The organism is Janthinobacterium sp. LM6 (assembly GCF_002002885.1).
Lineage (GTDB): Bacteria > Pseudomonadota > Gammaproteobacteria > Burkholderiales > Burkholderiaceae_D > Janthinobacterium > Janthinobacterium kumbetense.
This window is the reverse complement of record NZ_CP019510.1, coordinates 1,945,832-1,966,382: the sequence shown is the minus strand read 5'-3', so window position 1 is coordinate 1,966,382 and position 20,551 is coordinate 1,945,832. Positions and strand designations below refer to the sequence as shown.

The window sequence follows — 20,551 nt, the reverse complement described above, 5'->3', positions numbered from 1 at the left end:
AAAGCGCGCCGCGCAGTAGGTTTGGTTCGGTATCCTGCCTAACGTGAGCGCCAGACGGCACCAGCGTCGTTCGGCTGCGTCAAGCGCTCGATCACTTCGCGCGTCAAACTGGCCGAACTGACTTGTTCGGCTTTCGCGCGGGCGGCGCTCAAGGAGCTGGAAAACGCGCTTTGCGGCTGCTCCAGGCTGGCGCGCAGGGCGGCCAGTTCGCGCTCCTGTTGCTGCGCGCGCGCCGTTTCCATCTCCAGCAATTGCTGCTTGGCCTCGGCCATCGCGCGCGTCGTCTCGGCCGCCTTGCGCTGCAGGGCGGCGTGGGCCTGGGCGCTGGCCAGCAAGGCTTGCTGTGCGGCAAGCTTCTCGCTGGCGGCCTGCTGCGCAGCCAGTTCCATCTGCTCGCGCTGGCGCATGGCGTCGAGCGCCTGCTGTTCCAGCACGGCGCGCGCGTCGGCTGCCGCCGTCGCCTGCTTTTCCGCTTCCAGGCGGCCGGCGATGGCGTTCGACGCGCGTTCTTCTGCGCTGCTGGTCTGGCGCTGCTGCACCAGTTTTTGCGCAATCAGCGCCAGCGACTCGCGCTCGGCCGCGACGAAATCGCGCTCGGATGCCAGCAGCGCTTCGGCAGCTTGCGCCTTGTCTTCTTCCACGCGGGCGCGCTCGCTGTGCACCTGCCCCAGTTCCACGGCCAGGCGCGCCTGCGCCTGCACGGCTTGCGCGGCGGCGGCTTTCTGCTCGCCTTCGACCAGCGCCTGATCCATCAGGATGCGGATGGCGTCGGCTTCCTTTTGCGCCGCTTCCCGCAAAACCTGTTCGGCGGCGTGCTGGCCGCGCAGCAGTGCCGCTTGCGCGCCTTCGGCGGCGATGCGCTCCTGCGCCGCGTTGCACGCCAGCGCTTCCGCTTCCAGTTTTTCTTTCAGGGCGGCGATGGCGGCTTGTTCCGCGGCCAGGCGCTCCTGCTCAGCTTGCAGCAACTGCTCCGCCTGCCGGGATTTTTCCTGTGCCAGTTGCGCTGCCTGCGCCTGCGCGGCCAACGTTGCCTTGCCGGCATCGACTTCGGCCTGCTCGGCTTCGTTCTGGCTGGCGGCCAGTTCCGCCGCCTGGCGCGCCAGTTCGGCCCGCTCATGCGCCAGGCTGGCGGCGCGCTGCTGTTCTTCCAGTTCGCGGGCCGCCGCCACGGCGGCCGCCTGCTCGGCCGCTTCGCGTGCCTTGGTCTGTTCCAGTGCGGCCGTTTCCGCCTCCAGCTTGGCGTGGCCGGCGATTTCCGCATCCTGTTCGGCGGTCACGCGGGCCAGCGCCACGGCGCGCAGCTGGCGGTCCACCTCGATGCGCGCCTCGGTGGCGGCCAGGATGCGCACGTCGGCATCGCGGCGCGCCTGCGCGCTGGCCACGGCGACCATTTCCAGGCGCTCGCGGTGGATGGCCGCGTCGCGCAATTCCTTTTCCGTCTGCAGGCGCAAACGCAGGGATTGCGCCGCATGGCGTTCCGATTCCGCTTGCGCCAGCGCAATGGCTTCGCGCTCCTGTTCCAGGTGCGCCAGCGCGCGCGCTTCTTCCAGGGCGCGCACTTCGGCGGCGGCGCGGTTGAAGGCCGATTCCAGCGCGATCTGGTCGGCGCGCTCGCGCTGCACCGTCAAGTCCAGCGCTTCGCTTTCCGCTTCGGCCAGCATCTGCGCCGTCTGGCGCGCACCGTGCGCATGGCGCTCGCGCTCGCGGGCCAGCACGGCGACTCTGGCGTCGGCCGAGGCGATGCCCACCATTTCTTCCTTGGCCGCCTGCACGGCGGCGACGCGCTCGACGGCCTGCAGGCGCGCCTGCTCCGTCTGCACCTGCAATTCCTCGGCGGCGCGGGCGGCCTGCTCGGCCAGTTCCGACTGCACGGCCACTTGCTCGCTGGCGCGCAAACGGCTTTCCTGCTCGGCGCGGGCGCGCTGTTCGGCGGCCAGGCGGATTTCATTGTCCGATTCCACGCGGGCGCGCAATTCGGCCGTCTCCTGCTTGACGGCTTCCAGGCGGGCCACGCTGGCTTGCGCGGCGGCGCGCATGGTGTCCAGGCGTTCGCGGTTGGCGGCAATCGCCTCTTCGGCCGCTTGCGCATTCTGCTGCGCGGCGGCAGCGGCGGCCGCGTCAATGGCGGCGCGGTCCTCGGCCAGCGAGCGCACGCGCGCCTCGGCCAACGCGCGGCTTTCGGCGGCGCAGGTGGCCTTCGCTTCCGCTTCCACGCGGGCAATCGCCTCGTGGATGGCTTTCAATTCCATTTTCTGGCGTTCGGCGGCCGGCGCCTTGCCGTCGGCTTCCGCTGCCGGCAAGGCTTGCGGCTGGGGCGCAGGGAGCTCAGCGGCGGCTGGCGCAGCAGGCACGGGCGCCTCCGCCTTGCGCTCCAGGTCCTTGAAATCATGCAGCGAGACCATGCTGCCCTGGTCGAACTCGTCGTCGGCGGAATACGCGACGGTGAGGGAGGCGGCCTGGCGCTGATTTTGCTGTGCTTGCATGATTTCTCGCTTATTCGGGTGAATTCCGTTGCTTATGGGAATTTATTACCACCATTATCGAACAGGCATGCACAAATCAGCGCGGCAAGAAGAAGGACGTTTACCGCCCTTTTCCCACGTTTAGGTCAAATGGGCCAGAGCGGCGCTTCATCCATCAAGGCCACCTGCTCCCTGAGTTCCAGGATACGGTCCTGCCAGTAGCGCTGCGTGTTGAACCACGGGAAGGCGACGGGGAAGGCGGGGTCGTCCCAGCGGCGCGCCAGCCAGGCCGAATAATGGATCAGGCGCAGGGTGCGCAGCGCTTCGACCAGGTACAGCTGGCGCGGGTCGAAATCGCAAAAATCTTCATAACCGGCCAGGATGTCGCTCATCTGGCGCACCTGGTCGCCGCGCTCGCCCGACAGCATCATCCACAGGTCCTGGATGGCCGGGCCCATGCGGCTATCGTCGAAATCGACGAAATGGGGGCCGGCGTCCGTCCACAGCACGTTGCCGCCATGGCAATCGCCATGCGTGCGCAGCACGGCCACGTCGCCCGCGCGGTCATAGCAGCGCTTGACGCCGTCGAGCGCCTGCTGCGCCACGCTGGAATACGCGGCCAGCAATTCGGGCGGCAGGAAGTTACCCTCCAGCAAGAATTCGCGCGGTTCGACGCCAAATGTCTGGTGATCGAGCGCCGGGCGCTCCTTGTAGGCGGACAGCGCGCCGACGGCGTGGATGCGGCCGATGAAGCGCCCTATCCATTCCAGCGTCGCCGGGTCGTCCAGCTCGGGTGCGCGGCCGCCATGGCGGGGGAAGACGGCAAAGCGGAAGCCCTGGTACTGGTGCAGGGTGCTGCCGTTGATTTCCAGCGCCGGCACCACCTGGATTTCGCGCTCGACCAGTTCGGAGACGAACGCGTGTTCTTCCAGGATGGCCGTATCACTCCAGCGCGCGGGACGGTAAAACTTGGCCACCAGGGGCGCGCTATCCTCGATGCCCACCTGGTAGACGCGGTTTTCATAGCTGTTCAACGCCAGCAGGCGGCCATCGCCGCGCAAGCCCACGCTGTCGAGGGCGTCGAGCACGCAATCGGGACTCAGGGCGGAAAAGGGATGGACGGGCCGGTCGTCCTCGTGCGGCTGGTTTTCATTGTGCATAAGCGACATTGTAAGGCGCGCGCGGGCCGCCGGTGCAAACACTTCGGTGATGATGCGCCGCAAGGCGTATACTGGCGTCTTACTTTCATAAAAGAGCAAGCCATGCAACTCGAACAGCCATTATCAGAAAAAGAATTCGACGAATTAGACCAATTCCTGTTGTCGGACCGGTGCTCCGAAGACGCCATGACCATGGATATGCTGCACGGCTATCTGACGGCCGTCGCCATCGGTCCGGAACCGATCATGCCGGCCGAGTGGTTGCCGCGCGTGTGGGGCGAAGATGCCGAAGATGCGCCGAAATTCAAGAACAGCAAGGAAGAAGAGCGCATCGTCAACCTGATCATGCGCTTCATGAATGAAGTGCTGGTGACGTTTGAAGTGGCGCCGAAGGAATTCGAAGCCCTGTTCGTCGAGCACGACTACGAAGGCCAGACCCTGATCGACGCCGAAGCCTGGTGCTGGGGCTTCTGGGACGGCATGGAATTGCGTCCAGGCTCGTGGAATGAAATCTGGGATTCCGAAGTGGCCGAGCTGATGCAGCCGATCTACCTGCTGGGCGCCGACGAAATCAAGGAAGAAGAGCTGAAACTGGTGGAAGACCCGGTCAAGGCGCACAAGCTGGCGCAGGAACTGGAAGCGAACCTGCCGGCCATCCACCGTTTCTGGGTCCCGCGCCGCAAGGCTCCCGTGCAAACCATGAAGCGCGAAGAGCCGAAAGTGGGCCGCAACGACGACTGCCCTTGCGGCAGCGGCAAGAAGTTCAAGAAATGCTGCGGCGCCGAGCCGGCAGCCGAGTAATCCCGCAGTAGCATCACTCTCTGCGCCGGCGTCCTGCCGGCGCAGCACTGGCATTGGCCCCCGGGCTATAATCGCCGCATGAAACTCCCCGACCTGAACCTGCTCGTCGCCCTCGACATCCTGCTCGAGGAAGGCAGTGCCGTGGCCGCGGCGCGGCGCATGAATTTGAGCGCGCCGGCCATGAGCCGCACCCTGGCGCGCATCCGCGAGGCCATCGGCGACCCCGTCTTCGTGCGCTCCGGGCGCGGCCTGGCGCCGACCCCGCGCGCGCTGGAATTGCGCGAACAGGTGCGCGGCGTGGTGGAGCAGGCGCATGCCATCTTCACGTCCGGCCGCGAAGTGGACTTGCACACGCTGGAACGCACCTTCAGCCTGTGCGCCAACGACGTGTTTGTCGGCGCCTACGGCGGCAAGCTGCGCGACCTGCTGGCCAGCCATGCGCCGCACACGGTGCTGCGCTTCGTGCCCGAAGGCGATGGCGCCACGGAAAACGACGCCCTGCACGCAGGCCGCGTCGACCTGTACATCAGCGCGCGGCGCGCCTTTGCGCCCGACATCAAGCTGCAGCAGCTGTTTACCACCGGCTTTGTCGGCATCGCCCGCAGCGACCACCCGATCTTCGACGGCCCCATCAACCTGGACAGCTTCACCGAGTACGAACATATCAGCGTCTCGCGGCGCGGCCTGGCGCGCGGCCCCTTCGACACGGCCCTGGCCGAGCGGGGCTACACGCGACGGGTTTCGCTGATCAGCCCCAACTTCCAGTCCGCCATCTTCGCCGTGGCCGATTCGCGCCTGCTGCTGCCGCTGATGCCCACGCCCCTGCTGGCCATCGTCGAGCGCCTGGGCTTGAGGCTGCGCACCTTCCAGCTGCCGATCCCCATCGACAGCGTGGACGTATTCCAGGCCTGGCACCCGCGCCTCGACCACGACCATGCGCACCGCTGGCTGCGCCGCATGATCAAGGAGCTGTGCGGCAGCGCACTCCCTGGCACCTGAATCATTGCGCCAGACGCAATTCAGACTTCATTAATTATCAATTTTCACAAGATTAACGGCTACCTATACTGCGTGGACTGATTCTCATCCACGGAGTTCCCTGTGTCCGCTGTACTGCTACCCGGCGCCGTCCCGACGGCGCCGCCTCCCCCTACACCGCCCATTTTCGGCCTGCGCCTGGCCACGGGCCTGGCCGGCGTGCTGCTGGCCGTGCTGGTGTCCGGCCTGAATGAAAACATCACCAAGGTCGCACTGGCCGACATCCGCGGCGCCATGGGCATCGCGCGCGACGACGCCAGCTGGCTCGTCGCCCTGTATGCAGCCGCGTCGGTGTCGGCCATGGCATTTGCGCCGTGGTGCTCCGTCACTTTCTCGCTGCGCCGCCTGACGGCCGCCGCCATCATCGTCTGCATGGCCGCCGGCGTGCTGTGTCCGTTCGCGCCGAACCTGTCCGTGCTAATCGTCCTGCGCGTGGTGCAGGGCGCGGCCGGCGGCGCCCTGCCGCCCATGCTGATGACGGTGGCGCTGCGCTTCCTGCCGCCGAACATCAAGCTGTATGGGCTGGGCGGCTATGCGCTGAGCGCCACTTTCGGCCCCAGCCTGGGCACGCCGCTGGCCGCCTTCTGGACCGAGTACCTGGGCTGGCAATGGGCGTTCTGGCAAGTCGTCCCGGGCAGCATCGTCGCCCTCTTGATGGTGTCGTGGGGCTTGCCGCAAGACCCGCTGCGCCTCGAGCGTTTCCGTCAATTCGACTGGCGCGGCCTGCTGCTGGGCCTGCCCGCCATCAGCATGCTGGTGGTGGGATTGCTGCAGGGCGAGCGCCTGGCGTGGTTCGCCTCGCCGCTGATCTGCGTGCTGCTGGGCGGCGGCGCCGTGCTGCTGGTATTGTTCCTTATCAACGAATGGTCGCATCCGCTGCCGTTCTTCAAGCTGCAGCTGCTGTCGCGGCGCAATCTGAGCCACGCCCTGCTGACCCTGGGCGGCGTGCTGTTCGTGCTGCTGGCCGTGATCCTGATTCCCTCGTCCTACCTGGCGCAGGTGCACGCCTACCGCCCGCTGCAGACGGCGCCCGTGATGCTGATGGTGGCGCTGCCGCAATTGATCGCCCTGCCGCTGGTGGCCGCCCTGTGCAATCTGCGCGCCGTCGACTGCCGCTGGGTGCTGGCCATCGGCCTGGCCTTGCTGGCCCTGTCCTGCATGCTCGGCGCGCGCATGTCGCCGGACTGGATACGCACGCATTTCTACCTGCTGCAAGCGGTGCAGATCTTTGCGCAACCGATGGCCGTGATTCCCTTGCTGCTGCTGGCCACCACGGGCCTGGCGCCGCAGGACGGCCCTTTCGCCTCGGCCTGGTTCAACACCATCAAGGGCATGTCGGCCGTCGTCGCCACCGGCGTGCTCGACGCGCTGATCACGCGCCGCAACCACTTTCATTCGACGGTGCTCAGCGAACGCCTGGGCAACCTGCCGGCCGCCGTGGACATGGCGGGTTTGGGTCCTGGTTTGAGCGCGCGCATGCATGCGCAAGTCGTCACCCTGACCTCGTCCGACCTGTACCTCATTGTCGCCGCCATCGCGCTGGCCATGATTTTGATCATTCCCATCCTGCCAACGCGCGTCTATCCGCCGCGCGCAGCCTGACTTTTATTTCAAGAAAGAGCATCCCCATGCAAAAAACCATACTGCGCTCGCGCGCATTTCTTCTCGGCCTGGCCCTGCTGGCCTGCGCCCTCGCCTTTTGTGCCTGGCAACTGCTGTTTTCGCCCAGCGAAGAACAAGGCACCGACGACGCCTTCGTCAGCGCCGACTACACCGTGCTCTCCCCCAAGGTGGGCGGCATCGTGCGGGAAGTGCTGGTGGAAGACAACCAGACTGTCAAGGCGGGTCAGCTGCTGGCGCGCATCGACGACCGCGACTACCAGGCCGCCGCCGCCTCGGCCCGCGCCGAAGTCGCCGGCGCCGAGGCGCAGCTGGCCAATGCCCGCGCCACCCTGCAGCGCCAGCAATCGGTGATCGAGCAAGCCACGACCCTGGTCGACGCCAACCAGGCGGAGGACAAACTGGCGCAGCAGGAACTGGCCCGCTCGCAGCATCTGGCCGGCCAGGGCGCCGGCAGCGTGCAAAACGCCCAGCAGGCGCAATCGCGCTTCGACGTGAGCCGCGCGCGCCTGGCGCAAAACCGCGCCGCCCTCGTCGCCACCCGCAAGCAGACGGACATTCTGCAGGCGCAGCAAGGCGCGGCCGAAGCGGCCCTGCTGCGCGCCCGCGCCAGCCTGCAGCGGGCCGAACTTGATCTGTCGCATACGCAGCTGCACGCGCCCATCGACGGCATCGTCGGACGCCGCGCCGCGCGCGTCGGCGCCCTGGTGGCGCCCGGCGCCAGCCTGATGGCCGTGGTGCCATTGAACCGCAGCTTCATCGTCGCCAACCTGCAGGAAACCCAGCTGACCCACGTGCGCCAGGGCCAGCGCGCCAGCATCGCCGTCGACGCCTATCCGGGCATGCTCCTGCGCGGCACGGTGCACAGCATCGCGCCCGCCACGGGCGTGACGTTCGCCGCCATCGCGCCGGAAAACGCCACCGGCAACTTCACCAAGGTGGTGCAGCGCATCCCCGTCAGGATCGCGCTCGATCCGGGCCAGGATGACGGCAGCCGCCTGCGCGTGGGCATGTCGGCCGAAGTGCGCATCGATACGGCCATGCGCCGTCCACAGCTGCAACAGGTGAGCGCGCGATGAAAACCTTGATCTGCATCATGACCCTGGGCCTGGCCGGCTGCGCCAGCGTCGGCACCGACTTCCAGCGCCCGCACCACGAGCTGGGACAGCAATGGCGCCAGGCGCAGGATGCCCGTTTCACCGCCCAGCAAGACGCCGCCCTCGAACAGCGCTGGTGGGACAGCTTCGGCGATACCACCCTGTCGTCGCTGCTGCAGCGCGCCGCCGGCGCCAACCTCGACGTGCTGGCGGCCGGCAGCCGGCTGGAACAAAGCCGCGCCGCACGGGGCGTGGCGGGCGCCGCGCAAGGCCCCTCGCTGGGCGCAAATGGCAGCTATGGCCGCGCGCGCAACAGCGAACAAGGCTTGAGCGACCCGTCGCGCAACAACGGCCAGTCCGCCTATAACTTGTGGCAAAGCAACCTCGACGCAGCCTGGGAGCTGGACTTGTGGGGCCGCGTGCGGCGCGAAGTGGAAGCGGCCGATGCGCACGTCGACGTGGCCCTGGAAACGCAGCGCGGCGTGCTGCTGGCCGTGCTGGCCGAGACGGCGCGCGACTACATCGAGTTGCGCGGCGCGCAGCAGACCCTGGCCATCACGCAGCAACTGCTCGATATCGCCCGCCATACGCTGGACCTGACGCGCATCCGCCTGCGCGAAGGCGCGGCGACGCAACTCGACGAGGCCGAGGCGGCGGCCCACGTGGCCACCATCGAAGCGCGCCTGCCGCCGCTGCAGCAGCGCGAAGCGCGCCTGGGCAATGCCCTCGCCCTCCTGCTGGCGCTGCCGCCGCAAGGCTTGCGGGCGGAACTGGCGGCGGGCAAGGACATACCGGCCGTGGCCATGCAGGTGCAGCTGGGCGTGCCGAGCGGCCTGGCCGGGCGGCGTCCCGACATCCGCCGCGCCGAAGCGCAGCTGCACGCGGCCACGGCCGCCATCGGCGTGGCGCAAGGCGATTTTTATCCGCGCATCACGCTGTCGGGCAGCATCGGCCTGCAAGCGATGCAGCTGTCCGACATCGGCTGGGACGCCAAACGCTTTGCCTTCGGCCCCGGCTTCAGCGTGCCCCTGTTCGATGGCGGCCGCCTGCGCGGCAAGCTGCAATTGCGCGAGGCGCAGCAGCAGGAAGCGGCCATCGCCTACCGCCAGACGGTGCTGGCCGCCTGGCACGAAGTGGAAGACGCGCTGTCTGGCTACCAGGCCAACGCCCGCCGCCAGGCCAGCCTCGATGCAGCCGTCAGGCAGGGACGCCGGGCGCTAGGCAGCGCGGAACTGCAGTACCGGCAGGGCGGCACGGACTTGCTCAACGTGCTGCACGTGCAAAACACCTTATTGAACAACGAAGCGGCGCTGGTCGACAGCCGCGCCACCGCCTCGCTGTCGCTGGTCCAGGTCTACAAGGCGCTGGGCGGCGGCTGGCAAGCCTTTTCAACCCCATCGCAAGGAAGCACGCCATGAAACCGAATCCCGCACATTTTTCCATCCACGACGTCAGCGACTTTCCCATCGTGCGCTTTCGCCCTGAAACGGCCGTCGCCGGCTATGCCCCGCTGTGGGAAAACGACATGGACGCCCTGCTGCGCCATGGCGAACCGTTCGTCCTGCTGTTCGAAGCAGAGCGCAGCGATGAAGCGCACGTCGACCGCAAGCGCCGCGGCCTGTGGCTCAAGCACAACAAGGTGGCGCTGGCCGCCCTGTGCCGGGGTCTGGTGTCGGTCGAGGCGGACGCGCAGCAGCGCGCGCGCCTGCAAGCGATGGCGGCCGGCGCCATGAAGGCGTTCGGCATCCTGCAGGAGGTGGCGGCCACGCGCGAACAGGCCGACGCCCTGATGGTGTGGCTGCTGGGCAGCGGCCAGATGGCGCGGCCGCGCGCGGCGGACGTGTGGTGAGCGAGTAAATAAATGTGTCGGTCAGGCGGCCCTGCGCACGGCGCTTCTGGCGGGGATGACGCACACGTCGCCATCGCTGCTGGTCGCCGTCGTCAGGGCGATGCCGTACAGCGCGGCCAGGGCGGGCACGGCGCCGGCATCGCTGGCGATGTCGGCGACCAGCTGGCCCGAACGCACGAGCAGCAGCCGCTCGAAGCCCAGCAAGGCGTGGTTGATGTCGTGCAGGATGGCGACGACGGCGTGGCCGCGCGCGGCGCAAAACTGCTGCAGGCTGTCGAGCAGGTCGAACTGCAGGCCGGGATCGAGCGCCGCCAGCGGTTCGTCGACGAGTATCAAGCCATCTTCGACATCCCACATCTGCGCGAAGATGCGCGCCAGCTGCACCCGCGCCTGTTCGCCGCCGGACAGGGTGTCCAGGCGGCGGCCCAGCAAATGCGCGGCGTGCGCCAGGGCGGCCGCGTCCTGCACGATCCGCTCCAGCTGCGGGTCGGCCAGGCGCGCCACCCGCCCCAGGCCGATCACCAGCTCGCACGGCAAGCCGAAGGCCACGTTCGAGGCTTGCGGCAGGACGGCGCGGCGCCGCGCCAGTTCGGCCAGCGGCCACTGCGCCAGCGGCCGGCCGGCGAATACCACCTGGCCCGCCTGCGGCTGCAGTTCGCGCGCCATCAATTTCAACAGGGTCGACTTGCCAGCGCCGCTGGGGCCGAGGATGGCGACGCGCTCGCCCGGTGCCACCTGCAGATTGAAGGGGCCGAAATACTGCTGGCCCAGTTGCGTGGTGGCGAAGGAGAGTTCCAGCAGGGGCGTCATGCGCATCCTTTCAGGTGGTGCCGTGGCGGAAGCGCCGCAACAGCATCAGGAAAAATGGCCCGCCCAGCAAGGCCGTGAAAATGCCGACGGGGACTTCCGCCGGAATGGCGACCGTGCGCGCCAGGGTGTCGGCCAACAGCAGCAGCAAGCCTCCCATCAGCATCGCCAGCGGCAGCACCTTGCGCTGGTCGGCGCCCAGCCAGGTGCGCACCAGGTGCGGCGCGATCAGGCCGATGAAGCCGATGCCGCCGCACCAGGCGACGGCAAAACCCGTCAGCACGGCCACCAGCACGATGACCTGCGTGCGCAGCCGGCCCACGTCGATGCCCACGTGCAGGGCCTGCGCCTCGCCCAGCGCCAGCGCGTTCAGGGAACGCATCAGGAAACGCGTGGCCCACAGCGCGCCGGCCAGCACCACCAGCAAGGCCGCCACCTGGCGCCAGCTGCCGGCCGACAGCGAGCCCAATGTCCAGAAAGTCAGGGTGCGCAACTGGTCGTCGCTGGCCAGGTAGATGCACAGGCCCATGACGGCCACCGTGATGGCGTTCAGCGCCACGCCCGTCAGCAGCAGGCCGACGATGGAGCCCGGTGTGGCCCAGCGGGCGACCCGGTCGAGCAGCACGCAAATGAGCATGGCGCCGGCAAACGCGGCGGCCGGCAGCAGCCACACGCGCAGCTCGGGCGCCACGTGCAGGCTGGCGGCAAAGACGATGGTGGCCGCGCCCGCGCAGGCGGCGCCGCTGCTCACGCCCAGCAGGCCCGGATCGGCCAGCGGATTGCGGAACAGCCCTTGCGTCAAGCCGCCGGCCAGCGCCAGCGCGGCGCCGATCAGGATGGCAAACAGGGCGCGCGGCAGGCGGATATGCCACAGCACATACGCGCCGCCGGACAGCGCCTCGTCGCCAGCCTGCAACGGCGCAAGCCAGTCGGCCAGCGCCACCGGCACGGCGCCCGCCTGCACGGCGATAAGCAAGCCGCACGCCAGTGCGGCGGCCAGCAGCCCGCCGGCGCCCCAGCGTGGCCAGCGCCAGGGAGCGACGGACGCCAGGGAGGCCACGTTCATGCGGCCATGGCTTTGGCAAACGCCGCATCGAGTTCGGCCAGCGCCTGCGGCATGCGCGGGCCAAAGCCCAGCAGCAGCATGGCTTCCAGCGAGACGATGCGGTGCTTGCGCCCGGCCGGGGTCTGTGCGAGCCCTGGCAGTTTCAGGATGCCGTCCACGCCGCCCGAGGCCTTCAAGCCCTGGTCCGTGACGAGCACCAGGTCGGGCCGCGCGGCGATCACGGCTTCGGGCGTCAGCGGCTTGTAGCCGGCGAATCCACCCTGGCCGCCCTGTCCGCCCATCACGTTGACGGCACCCGCGTACGCGAGCATGGCGTCGGCGCCCGTCTCGCGCCCGCCCACCATCACCTGGTTCGGCGCATGCGCGAGGATGAACAGCACGCGCACGGGCGCATGCTGGCGCTGCTGCACCTTGGCCAGGGCGCCGCTCCATTGCTGCTGCAAGGTATGCGCCAGGCGCGCGGCGGGCTCGGCGCGTCCCGTGATCTGGCCCACCTGTTTCACCCGTTCCAGCAAGCCTTCGAACTTGTTATTCGCGCTGAGTACCGCCACCGGCACGCCCGCGTCGCGCACCTGACGCAACACCGTTTGCGGCCCCGCCTCCTCGGTGGCGATCAGCTGCGTGGGCGCCAGCGACAGCACCCCCTCGGCCGACAAGGTACGCGCATAACCGACTTGCGGCAGCTGCTGCGCCACGGCCGGATACAGCGAAGTGGTATCGACGCCCACCAGTTCGCCCTGCGCCTCGAGCGCGTAGACGATTTCCGTCAGGGCGCCGCCCACGCTGACGATGCGCCGCGCCTTGACCAGCGGCTTGCCGGCGTCGCTGACGGCCGCCAGCACCTGCATCGGCGCTGCCAGGGCCAGGGCTCCCGCCCCCATTTTTTTCAGCGCGATGCGGCGCGCCACGCTGGCGGCGATCATGCGGCGCATAGTTCGCCCTCCTGCAGCACGCGCTCGACGACATTGCGCCATTCGCACAGTTCATGTACGCCCGGCTTGCGTTCGCCAAAGAACATGACGATGGTGTCGCCCTTGGCGTCGAACAGTTCCACCGACGTCACCAGCCCGTCGACGGTGGGCTTTTTCACCACCCAGGCGCTGGCGATATGATCTTCGCGCAAATGCAGGTTGAAGCGCGCATCGAGGACATTGATCCACGGCCCCATCACGGCGATCTTGTGCACGGGCCCCGAATGGATCTGGATCATGCCCGCATTGCCGACGAAGGCCATGATGGCGACTTTTTCGAGGGCGGCGCTGTTGAGGAGGTCGAGCACGCAGGATTTGTCGAGCTGCTGCACGAAGCGCGCCTCGGCCAGGCGCAGGCCCTGCAGGCGCGAGACCGAATATTTTTTCAGCAGGGTGAAAAATTCATGCGTGTCGCGCAAATCGGCCCAGGCAGCGCGAAAGCCGGCCACGTCGATCTGCGCGTCGGGCAGTTCGGCCGACGGCGCAGCCGGCGCCGTCACGGCGATGCCGGCCGCCTGGTCCGCGTCGGCAAAATGCGCCACCAGCGCGTCATAGGCGGCCAGGTCGCTTTGCGGCTTCATGAAAATCTTGTGCACGGCATGGCCGGCAGCATCGAAAAATTGCAGGCTGCGCTGCACCTCGTGTTCGCCCGCGTTCACTTCGCGCACGGCAAAGCCATGCGCCCACTGGCGGTAAAACACGCGCAAGTCGATGTCGCCACCGAGCACCAGGCCCACGTGGTTGTTGTGACTGGCTTTTCGATAGACACCCGTCTTTTCATGCACGCACGAAGCATTGCGCGTCAGCGCCATGACTTCGCCCAGCGGTTCCAGCGCCTGGACGATGGCGGGCCAGTCGGCCTGCAGGCGCTCGGCGACCAGCAAGGCGCCATCGGCCAGCGACAAGCCGGCGTGCGCGGCGATCAGCTCGCCTTCGGAAATGGCCAGTTCCTCGGCGATGTCGCGGTGGCGGGCTTTTTTCTCGCGGCGCAGGCGGGCAAATTCGCTGGCGACCAGCTCGGTGTTGCAAATAGGGGGCATGCTCGTCACGGTGTCTCCTTTCAAGGCGAACACTGGCTGGCATGGGCTGGCTGGTGGTGGGGGAATCTTGAAGTCAATTATAAATGAGAATCATTCGCAATCAATGCTTATTTATGTGAAAAAAATTACGCGCAAAAAAAACGCCGCGACAGGAAACCCGTCGCAGCGCAAAGGAGACCGATCGATACAACTGATCAGTGTTGAGAAAATGTCAGCGTTGAACTCAGGCGCTGGCCTGTACCGCCGGCATGGATGCCGGTTTCGCCGTGGGGCGCTGCGCCAGCAATACCACGGCGGCCAGGACCATGGCGCCGCCCAGCAATTGCGTGCCGCTGACGGATTCTTTCAGCAAGGTCACGCCGAACGCCATCGTGATGACGGGTTCGAACGTGGAAATGATGGACGCCTTGGCTGCGCCGATCTGCGCCACGCCGGCAAAGAAGGCGGCAATCGCGATGGCCGTCGAGAACAGGGCGATGGCGCTGACGGCCAGCCAGCCCGTCGCCGTGCCCGGCAAGGACACGCCTTGCCACAAGGCAATCGCGCTGTTCGACAAGCCTGCCGTGCCCAGGATCACCACGCAAGCGGCCAATGGGTGAATATTCTCGCGGCTTTTCGACAGGCTGTTGCCAAACAGAATGTACACGGCGTACACGCCGGCGGCCATCAAGGCCAGGGCGATGCCGATGGGCTGGCCCTGCAGCTTGCCGCCCAGGGTGATGGCCATGCCGGCAATCGCCAGCGCCATCAGCACCAGCATGCGGCGGTCCAGCTTTTCCCAGCCCAGCGCCAGCGCCAGGATCGTCACCAGCACGGGATACACATACAGCAACATGCCGCACAGGCCGCTGCTGGCATACATGAGGGCATTGAAATAGCCTTGCGACTGCGCCGTGTACATCAGGCCCATCAGCATGTAGCCGGCCAGCAGGCGGCCGCGCGGCAAGCGCCAGCCGCCCAGCCACACGAGCGGCAGCAACAGCATGGCGGCGATGACGAAACGCAAGGCCAGCATGGTCGACGGGTTGACCCCGGACGCATACGCCGCCTTGGCAAACACTGCGGAACTGCCGAAACCGGCGGCCGACAGCAACACCAGCGCAACAGCGCGGCGATCAGACATGACTAGACCTCTTTGAGTACGTCAGGGAAAACCTGCTGCGCGTCGCGACGGTTTTCCCAGGCGTTGTAAATATAAATGAATGGCAAGACTGGGGGATACTGCATGCGTGAATCCTATTGCGGGTCACTTCACGCAGTGACGGCATCATATTCGCTTGCGCAAAATGAAACAAACCAATATTCTTCACGGATAGGCCGAATATTACTGAGGCTCAATCTCTTGAAGAGTGCCATGTCACGTCCCTTGCCCCCGCTCGCCGCCCTGCACGCCTTCGAGGCGGCTGCCCGCCATGAAGGCTTCCAGCGCGCGGGCGAAGAATTGCATGTCTCGGCCGGCGCCATCGGCCACCACGTAAAACAGCTGGAAGCGTGGCTCGGCATCGTGCTGTTCCAGCGCATGCCGCGCGGCGTGGTGCTGACCAACGCCGGCCAGCGCTATGCGGCCTCGCTGGGGCCGATACTCAACCAGCTGGCCGACGTCTCCGAGCAGGCGCGGCGCCAGGGCGACGACAAGGTGGTGACGGTGACGGCCACCAGTTCGCTCGTCTCGCGCTGGCTGATGCCGCGCCTGGGCCGCCTGCGCGACCGCTATCCGCAGATCGAACTGCGCGTGCTGGCCTCGATGCACCCGGTCGACCTGGCGCGCGATGGCGTGGACGTGGCCATCCGCCTGGGACCGGGCCGCTATCCGGGCCTGAAAGTGGATCTATTGATGGAAGAATGGTTTTCCGCCGTCTGCAGCCCCGATTTCCGCGCCAACGCGGCCAGCCTGCGCCAGCCCGCCGACCTGCTGCGCTACCCGCTGCTGCACGACGAACCGGAAGTGCACCTGCCCGGCGAAATCGACTGGACGCGCTGGCTGCACAGCTGCGGCGTGCATTACAGCGGCAATAGCGGCAACAGCGGCGCGCGCTTTTCGCACACGTATCTGTGCCTGGACGCGGCCGCCAGCGGCCAGGGCGTGGCCATCGCCGCCAGCCCCCTGATCGGCGACGACCTGCGTTCGGGCCGCCTGGTGCGCGTGTTCGAACACGCCGTGCGCGGCCCCCACTGCTATTACCTGCTGCGCTCGCCCCAGGCGGAAACGCGGCCCCTCGTGCACGCCTTCTGCGAATGGCTGATCGCCGAAGCGCGCGCCGACCAGGAAACCGTCTGGCCTACCGTGGAGACAGCATGACGAGCACGGAACTGGCGCACAGCGCCCGATTTATTGTCCAGCATGACTACGAACATGCCAGGGTGACGGCGGCCGATGGCCGGCAAGCCAGCCTGGGCGAGTTCTATGGCGACCCGGCCGTGGCCTTGATCGACATCAATGAGCAATGGTGCGCCGTGGCGGGCGAAGGATTGGTGCTGTGCCGGCTGGGACAGCCGTTCGGCCAGTGCACGGCATATTTCCGCGAACCTGGCGAGACAGTGTGGATCACGGGCTTGCGGCAAACGGGACCGTTTGCGCTGCAGTGGCAAGGCGAGGATGGTGTTTGGTCCGCCCTCGCCTTTGGAACATACGAAAAGTTATAACTTGATGAAATGCTCGCGGTAGTACTTAAGCTCTTCGATCGATTCGAGGATATCGGCCAGGGCCGTGTGCTTCTGGTGCTTCTTGAAACCGGTGGCGATTTCCGGCTTCCAACGCTTGCACAGCTCTTTCAATGTCGATACGTCAACATTGCGATAGTGGAAGAACGCTTCCAGCTTCGGCATGCCGCGCACCATGAAGCGGCGGTCCTGGCCGATGGTGTTGCCGCACATGGGCGACTTGCCAGCTGGCACGTATTTTTTCAGGAACGCGATCAATTCCGCTTCCGCCTGCGCTTCCGTCACGGTCGACGCCTTGACCTTGTCGATCAGGCCCGAGCGGCCGTGCGTGCCCTTGTTCCAGGCATCCATCTTGTTCAGGGTTTCATCCGATTGATGAATCACAAACACGGGGCCTTCGGCCAGCAGGTTCAAGTGCATGTCCGTCACCACCACCGCCACCTCGATGATGCGGTCAGTATCGGGCTCCAGGCCCGTCATTTCCATGTCGACCCAGACCAGATTCATCTCATTGGGACGTGCGGGCACGGCGGGTGCGGGGGTGGATGCAGTTAAGTCGGTCGCTTGTGACATAATTCTCTCTTGGCCTAATCAAACTAAATAATCAGCCATTTTCTCACAGGCACAGAATGTATTCACTCGCGTTTTCGATTTTGTTTGTATCCGTCCTCGTTTTGACCCTGGCCGTGCGCTTCTGGCTCGCTTCGCGGCAGATTCGCCACGTGCTGGCCCACCGCGCCTTTGTTCCGCCCGAATTCGCGGAAAAGATCCCGCTGGCCGCGCACCAGAAGGCGGCCGACTACACGGTGGCGAAGACCAAATTCGGCTTGCTGACCTTGCTGGTCAACTATGCCGTGCTGATCGGTTTTACCTTGCTGGGCGGCCTGCAATGGCTGGCGCTGCACCTGCATGAATGGATGGGCTCTGGCTCGCCCATGCTGTACCAGATCGGCCTGATCGCCGCCTTTGCCGCCATTTCCGGCCTGATCGACCTGCCCTTCGATTACTACCGCCAGTTCGTGCTGGAGCAGCGCTTCGGCTTCAATACCATGGCGCGCAAGCTGTTCTTCACGGACATGCTCAAGGGCGTGGGCCTGGGCGCGGCCATCGGCCTGCCGCTGATCTGGGTCGTGCTGACCCTGATGGCCAAGTCGGGCGACCTGTGGTGGCTGTACGCGTGGTTCGTCTGGAGCGGCTTCCAGTTGCTGATAATGGTGCTGTTTCCGACCGTCATCGCCCCCCTGTTCAACAAATTCACGCCGCTGGCCGACGAAGCGCTGAAAAGCCGCATCGAAGGCTTGATGCAACGCGTGGGTTTCGCCTCGAAAGGCCTGTTCGTCATGGATGGCTCGAAGCGCAGCGCCCACGGCAATGCGTATTTCTCGGGCTTTGGCGCCAACAAGCGCATCGTCTTCTTCGACACCCTGCTGTCGCGCCTGGCGCCGCAGGAAATCGAAGCCGTGCTGGCGCATGAACTGGGCCACTTCAAGCTCAAGCACATCGTCAAGCGCATCGCCATGATGTTCGTCATCTCGCTGGGTTTCCTCGCGCTGCTGGGCTTCCTGAAGACGCAGCCATGGTTTTACGCGGGCCTGGGCGTCGACCCTGTCGCCCTGGCGCTGACGGGCCAGCCGACGGATGCGCTGGCGCTGCTGCTGTTCATGCTGGCCTTGCCGGTATTCACTTTCCTGCTGGGACCGTTGACCTCGCTCAGCTCGCGCAAGCATGAATTCGAAGCCGACGCCTTTGCCGCCACGCACACGCAGGCGGACGACCTGGTCTCGGCGCTCGTCAAAATGTATGAAGACAATGCGTCGACCCTGACGCCCGACCCGCTGCACTCGGCCTTCTACGATAGCCACCCGCCGGCCAGCGTGCGCATCCGCCACCTGAAAGGGGCTACGACATGAATACGCCATCGACTTCGCAAGACCTGGCCCAACTGTCCTGCGCACCGCGCCAGCAGGCGCTGGGCGACACGGACATTGCCACCCTGCACGCCCTGCTGCCGCAATGGAACTTGCAAAATGGCAAGCTGTGTCGCGACTTCGGCTTCAAGAATTACTACCAGACCCTGGCGTTCGTGAACGCCCTGGCCTATATGACCCATACGCAAGACCACCATCCGGAGCTCATCATTACTTACAAAACCTGCGCCGTGCGCTACGACACGCACTCGGTCAACCATGGCGCCGGCGGCCTGTCCGAAAACGACTTCATCTGCGCCGCCAAGGCAGACCTCATCTACCAGAGCAGCCAGGTGGCCCCATGAGCGAAGGCAAGTTGACGGGCGTCATCATCGCCGCCCACGGCCGCCATTACCTGGCCGACGTGGACGGCGCCAAGCTGCAATGCGTAACGCGCGGCAAGAAAACCAATGTGGCCGTGGGCGACATCGTGCACCTGACGCGCACGTCCAACGACCAGGCTGTCATTGACCGCATCGAGGAACGCAAGACCCTGCTGTACCGCTCGGACCAGTACAAATCGAAGCTGCTGGCGGCCAACCTGACGCAGTTGTTCATCGTCGTGGCGACGGAGCCGGGCTTTGCCGACGACCTGATCTCGCGCTCGCTGGTGGCGGCCGACGCGGCCGGCATCGAGGCGCGCATCATCCTCAACAAGACGGACGTGACCGCTTCGCTGGAGCGCGCCCGCGAACGCCTGCTGCCGTATTCATCGATGGGCTATCCCGTCGATGAAGTATCGGCGCGCGCCGAACCGGAACACGCCGTGGCCACTCTGGCGCCGCTGCTGGCGGGGCAGTCGTCCATCCTCATCGGCCAGTCGGGCATGGGCAAGTCGTCATTGATCAACCTGCTGGTGCCGGACGCGGACATCGCCGTGCGCGAAATCTCGGCCGCGCTCGACACGGGCAAGCACACGACGACCTTTACGCGCCTGTACAAGCTCGACGAGCTGGGTGCGCACAGCTCCATCATCGATTCGCCCGGCTTCCAGGAATTCGGCCTGTACCACTTGTCCGAGGGCATGCTGGAGCGGGCCTTCCGCGAATTCCAGCCCTACCTCGGCGGTTGCAAGTTCTATAACTGCCGCCACCTGATCGAGCCGCAATGCGCCATCCTGCAAGCCTTGTCTGAAGGCAAGATCGCCAAGATGCGCCATACCCTGTATGGCCAGCTGCTGCACGAATCGGCGCAAACGCTGTATTGAACGCGCCTGGCGCCCGTTGTCGAGGCGGGCGCCAAACCGATAAAAAGTTTACCACCGCTAATTAAACAGAATTAAATTCTGCGGCAGAGCCTGCTTTCTCCCATTCATTCCAAAACCATCCGTCGCCTGATTTCGCGTTTCAGCGCCAGATTCCGGCGTTTCATCGCTTGATGCTGGCATGGCGCCCCCACGCTTGCTACCTTGGCATTGTCCCCGCCAGCGAACCTGCTGGAGACAACATTGGTCTAACTCCAACCAGCATCTCGATCACAAGGTGAAATCATGAAAGCATCGTTCTCGCATACCCTCGCCCTCGGTAGCGCCGCACTCGTCCTCGGCCTGTCTTGCCTCAGCGCCAATGCGCTGGAAATCGGCGAACAGGACAAGGTCCAGGTTTCCGGCAAGGTCTATAAACTGGCGCCGCAGGAATTCAGCCAGTACGGCAACAGCTACCAGCTCGACACGGGCGATACCTTGCTGCTGCGCCAGCAAGTCAACCGCTATTTCACGCAAATCAAGGGGCAGCCCGAAGTGGAACTGTTCGGCCGCGCGCCGGGCGTCTTTGAAACGGCCAGCGGCACCCGCATGGAATTTCGCAACGCTGGCGACGTCATCGCCATTACCGGACTGAACAATATTCCGGGCGCCGTCGCCAAGGCTGGCGAAACGGCCAGTACCGTGCACTTCGCCGGCCGCTAGCACAAGCGGCACGGCAAACGGCCGCCTGTCCACGGGGCGTGCATCAGCCGGCAGGGGCGGGTGCACGCCCCGCCTGCTTTGCGCCGCCTGAAAGGGCGCGCAAAAA

At 66.0% G+C, this 20,551-nt stretch carries 20 protein-coding genes; 12 read left to right on the top strand and 8 right to left on the bottom strand.

Annotated elements, in window-relative coordinates; all coding sequences use genetic code 11:
- Positions 1 to 38: 38 nt before the first annotated feature.
- Entirely contained in the window at positions 39 to 2,483 is a 2,445-nt protein-coding gene (locus BZG29_RS08685) for a hypothetical protein (protein WP_077401216.1), read from the bottom strand.
- A 125-nt stretch (positions 2,484 to 2,608) separates the two neighbouring features.
- Entirely contained in the window at positions 2,609 to 3,622 is a 1,014-nt protein-coding gene (locus BZG29_RS08680) for a serine/threonine protein kinase (protein ID WP_077409025.1), read from the bottom strand.
- A 102-nt stretch (positions 3,623 to 3,724) separates the two neighbouring features.
- Here BZG29_RS08680 and BZG29_RS08675 point away from each other — a divergent pair, with 102 nt between their 5' ends.
- The 6 genes from BZG29_RS08675 to BZG29_RS08650 all read left to right on the top strand — a co-directional run bounded on the left by BZG29_RS08675 (position 3,725) and on the right by BZG29_RS08650 (position 10,027).
- A complete protein-coding gene (locus tag BZG29_RS08675) occupies positions 3,725 to 4,423 on the top strand; it encodes a UPF0149 family protein (protein WP_077401213.1) in 699 nt (232 codons plus the stop codon).
- A gap of 78 nt (positions 4,424 to 4,501) precedes the next feature.
- Positions 4,502 to 5,422 carry a LysR family transcriptional regulator gene (locus BZG29_RS08670; protein WP_077401210.1) on the top strand — a complete coding sequence of 307 codons (921 nt, stop codon included), beginning with the start codon at positions 4,502 to 4,504 and terminating at the stop codon, positions 5,420 to 5,422.
- A gap of 102 nt (positions 5,423 to 5,524) precedes the next feature.
- Entirely contained in the window at positions 5,525 to 7,063 is a 1,539-nt protein-coding gene (locus tag BZG29_RS08665) for an MFS transporter (protein ID WP_077401207.1), read from the top strand.
- A 26-nt stretch (positions 7,064 to 7,089) separates the two neighbouring features.
- Positions 7,090 to 8,160 carry an HlyD family secretion protein gene (locus BZG29_RS08660; protein WP_077401204.1) on the top strand — a complete coding sequence of 357 codons (1,071 nt, stop codon included), beginning with the start codon at positions 7,090 to 7,092 and terminating at the stop codon, positions 8,158 to 8,160.
- Positions 8,157 to 9,596: an efflux transporter outer membrane subunit gene (locus tag BZG29_RS08655; protein ID WP_077401201.1), complete on the top strand. Its 1,440-nt coding sequence runs from the start codon at positions 8,157 to 8,159 to the stop codon at positions 9,594 to 9,596. Before BZG29_RS08660 ends, BZG29_RS08655 begins: the two co-directional genes overlap by 4 nt.
- Positions 9,593 to 10,027 carry a hypothetical protein gene (locus BZG29_RS08650; RefSeq protein WP_216350359.1) on the top strand — a complete coding sequence of 145 codons (435 nt, stop codon included), beginning with the start codon at positions 9,593 to 9,595 and terminating at the stop codon, positions 10,025 to 10,027. The genes BZG29_RS08655 and BZG29_RS08650 overlap by 4 nt, the downstream gene beginning before the upstream one ends.
- A gap of 21 nt (positions 10,028 to 10,048) precedes the next feature.
- Here the strand turns inward: BZG29_RS08650 and BZG29_RS08645 are convergent, their stop codons facing one another.
- The 5 genes from BZG29_RS08645 to BZG29_RS08625 all read right to left on the bottom strand — a co-directional run bounded on the left by BZG29_RS08645 (position 10,049) and on the right by BZG29_RS08625 (position 15,034).
- Positions 10,049 to 10,837 (bottom strand): ATP-binding cassette domain-containing protein, encoded by a 789-nt coding sequence (locus BZG29_RS08645; RefSeq protein WP_077409024.1) that lies wholly within the window; start codon positions 10,835 to 10,837, stop codon positions 10,049 to 10,051.
- Between the two features lie 10 nt (positions 10,838 to 10,847).
- Positions 10,848 to 11,900, bottom strand: coding sequence for an iron ABC transporter permease (locus BZG29_RS08640; RefSeq protein ID WP_077401198.1), 1,053 nt, complete (start codon positions 11,898 to 11,900; stop codon positions 10,848 to 10,850).
- The gene (locus BZG29_RS08635; protein ID WP_077401195.1) at positions 11,897 to 12,832 is read right to left on the bottom strand and encodes an ABC transporter substrate-binding protein; all 936 of its coding nucleotides are present in this window, start codon (positions 12,830 to 12,832) and stop codon (positions 11,897 to 11,899) included. The genes BZG29_RS08640 and BZG29_RS08635 overlap by 4 nt, the downstream gene beginning before the upstream one ends.
- Positions 12,820 to 13,911 carry a ChuX/HutX family heme-like substrate-binding protein gene (locus BZG29_RS08630; protein ID WP_077401192.1) on the bottom strand — a complete coding sequence of 364 codons (1,092 nt, stop codon included), beginning with the start codon at positions 13,909 to 13,911 and terminating at the stop codon, positions 12,820 to 12,822. Before BZG29_RS08630 ends, BZG29_RS08635 begins: the two co-directional genes overlap by 13 nt.
- A gap of 223 nt (positions 13,912 to 14,134) precedes the next feature.
- Entirely contained in the window at positions 14,135 to 15,034 is a 900-nt protein-coding gene (locus BZG29_RS08625) for a DMT family transporter (protein WP_077401189.1), read from the bottom strand.
- A gap of 231 nt (positions 15,035 to 15,265) precedes the next feature.
- Here BZG29_RS08625 and gcvA point away from each other — a divergent pair, with 231 nt between their 5' ends.
- The gene (gene gcvA, locus BZG29_RS08620; protein WP_077401186.1) at positions 15,266 to 16,210 is read left to right on the top strand and encodes a transcriptional regulator GcvA; all 945 of its coding nucleotides are present in this window, start codon (positions 15,266 to 15,268) and stop codon (positions 16,208 to 16,210) included.
- A complete protein-coding gene (locus BZG29_RS08615) occupies positions 16,207 to 16,554 on the top strand; it encodes a hypothetical protein (protein ID WP_077401183.1) in 348 nt (115 codons plus the stop codon). Before gcvA ends, BZG29_RS08615 begins: the two co-directional genes overlap by 4 nt.
- On the opposite strand, the gene orn is transcribed toward BZG29_RS08615, so the two are convergent.
- On the bottom strand, positions 16,549 to 17,145 hold the full coding sequence (orn, locus tag BZG29_RS08610) for an oligoribonuclease (RefSeq protein WP_170846480.1): 597 nt from the start codon (positions 17,143 to 17,145) through the stop codon (positions 16,549 to 16,551). The genes BZG29_RS08615 and orn overlap by 6 nt on opposite strands.
- Before the next feature lie 56 nt (positions 17,146 to 17,201).
- On the opposite strand from orn, the gene BZG29_RS08605 reads away from it, so the two are divergent.
- The 4 genes from BZG29_RS08605 (at position 17,202) to BZG29_RS08590 (ending at position 20,445) form a co-directional block, all read left to right on the top strand.
- Positions 17,202 to 18,482 carry a M48 family metallopeptidase gene (locus tag BZG29_RS08605; protein ID WP_077401180.1) on the top strand — a complete coding sequence of 427 codons (1,281 nt, stop codon included), beginning with the start codon at positions 17,202 to 17,204 and terminating at the stop codon, positions 18,480 to 18,482.
- On the top strand, positions 18,479 to 18,844 hold the full coding sequence (locus BZG29_RS08600) for a 4a-hydroxytetrahydrobiopterin dehydratase (RefSeq protein ID WP_077401177.1): 366 nt from the start codon (positions 18,479 to 18,481) through the stop codon (positions 18,842 to 18,844). The genes BZG29_RS08605 and BZG29_RS08600 overlap by 4 nt, the downstream gene beginning before the upstream one ends.
- Complete coding sequence (rsgA, locus tag BZG29_RS08595; RefSeq protein WP_077401174.1) at positions 18,841 to 19,746, top strand: ribosome small subunit-dependent GTPase A; 906 nt, start codon at positions 18,841 to 18,843, stop codon at positions 19,744 to 19,746. Before BZG29_RS08600 ends, rsgA begins: the two co-directional genes overlap by 4 nt.
- A gap of 282 nt (positions 19,747 to 20,028) precedes the next feature.
- The gene (locus tag BZG29_RS08590) at positions 20,029 to 20,445 is read left to right on the top strand and encodes a hypothetical protein (RefSeq protein WP_077401171.1); all 417 of its coding nucleotides are present in this window, start codon (positions 20,029 to 20,031) and stop codon (positions 20,443 to 20,445) included.
- The last annotated feature ends 106 nt before the right edge of the window (positions 20,446 to 20,551 follow it).

What these genes read in the sequence shown, in the direction of transcription:
- BZG29_RS08685 (WP_077401216.1), bottom strand. Translation starts at nt 2,483, where the DNA reads ATGCAAGCACAGCAAAATCAGCGCCAGGCCGCCTCCCTCACCGTCGCG.
- BZG29_RS08680 (WP_077409025.1), bottom strand. Translation starts at nt 3,622, where the DNA reads ATGCACAATGAAAACCAGCCGCACGAGGACGACCGGCCCGTCCATCCC.
- BZG29_RS08675 (WP_077401213.1), top strand. Translation starts at nt 3,725, where the DNA reads ATGCAACTCGAACAGCCATTATCAGAAAAAGAATTCGACGAATTAGAC.
- BZG29_RS08670 (WP_077401210.1), top strand. Translation starts at nt 4,502, where the DNA reads ATGAAACTCCCCGACCTGAACCTGCTCGTCGCCCTCGACATCCTGCTC.
- BZG29_RS08660 (WP_077401204.1), top strand. Translation starts at nt 7,090, where the DNA reads ATGCAAAAAACCATACTGCGCTCGCGCGCATTTCTTCTCGGCCTGGCC.
- BZG29_RS08655 (WP_077401201.1), top strand. Translation starts at nt 8,157, where the DNA reads ATGAAAACCTTGATCTGCATCATGACCCTGGGCCTGGCCGGCTGCGCC.
- BZG29_RS08650 (WP_216350359.1), top strand. Translation starts at nt 9,593, where the DNA reads ATGAAACCGAATCCCGCACATTTTTCCATCCACGACGTCAGCGACTTT.
- BZG29_RS08645 (WP_077409024.1), bottom strand. Translation starts at nt 10,837, where the DNA reads ATGACGCCCCTGCTGGAACTCTCCTTCGCCACCACGCAACTGGGCCAG.
- BZG29_RS08640 (WP_077401198.1), bottom strand. Translation starts at nt 11,900, where the DNA reads ATGAACGTGGCCTCCCTGGCGTCCGTCGCTCCCTGGCGCTGGCCACGC.
- BZG29_RS08635 (WP_077401195.1), bottom strand. Translation starts at nt 12,832, where the DNA reads ATGCGCCGCATGATCGCCGCCAGCGTGGCGCGCCGCATCGCGCTGAAA.
- BZG29_RS08630 (WP_077401192.1), bottom strand. Translation starts at nt 13,911, where the DNA reads ATGCCCCCTATTTGCAACACCGAGCTGGTCGCCAGCGAATTTGCCCGC.
- BZG29_RS08625 (WP_077401189.1), bottom strand. Translation starts at nt 15,034, where the DNA reads ATGTCTGATCGCCGCGCTGTTGCGCTGGTGTTGCTGTCGGCCGCCGGT.
- gcvA (WP_077401186.1), top strand. Translation starts at nt 15,266, where the DNA reads ATGTCACGTCCCTTGCCCCCGCTCGCCGCCCTGCACGCCTTCGAGGCG.
- BZG29_RS08615 (WP_077401183.1), top strand. Translation starts at nt 16,207, where the DNA reads ATGACGAGCACGGAACTGGCGCACAGCGCCCGATTTATTGTCCAGCAT.
- orn (WP_170846480.1), bottom strand. Translation starts at nt 17,145, where the DNA reads ATGTCACAAGCGACCGACTTAACTGCATCCACCCCCGCACCCGCCGTG.
- BZG29_RS08605 (WP_077401180.1), top strand. Translation starts at nt 17,202, where the DNA reads ATGTATTCACTCGCGTTTTCGATTTTGTTTGTATCCGTCCTCGTTTTG.
- BZG29_RS08600 (WP_077401177.1), top strand. Translation starts at nt 18,479, where the DNA reads ATGAATACGCCATCGACTTCGCAAGACCTGGCCCAACTGTCCTGCGCA.
- rsgA (WP_077401174.1), top strand. Translation starts at nt 18,841, where the DNA reads ATGAGCGAAGGCAAGTTGACGGGCGTCATCATCGCCGCCCACGGCCGC.
- BZG29_RS08590 (WP_077401171.1), top strand. Translation starts at nt 20,029, where the DNA reads ATGAAAGCATCGTTCTCGCATACCCTCGCCCTCGGTAGCGCCGCACTC.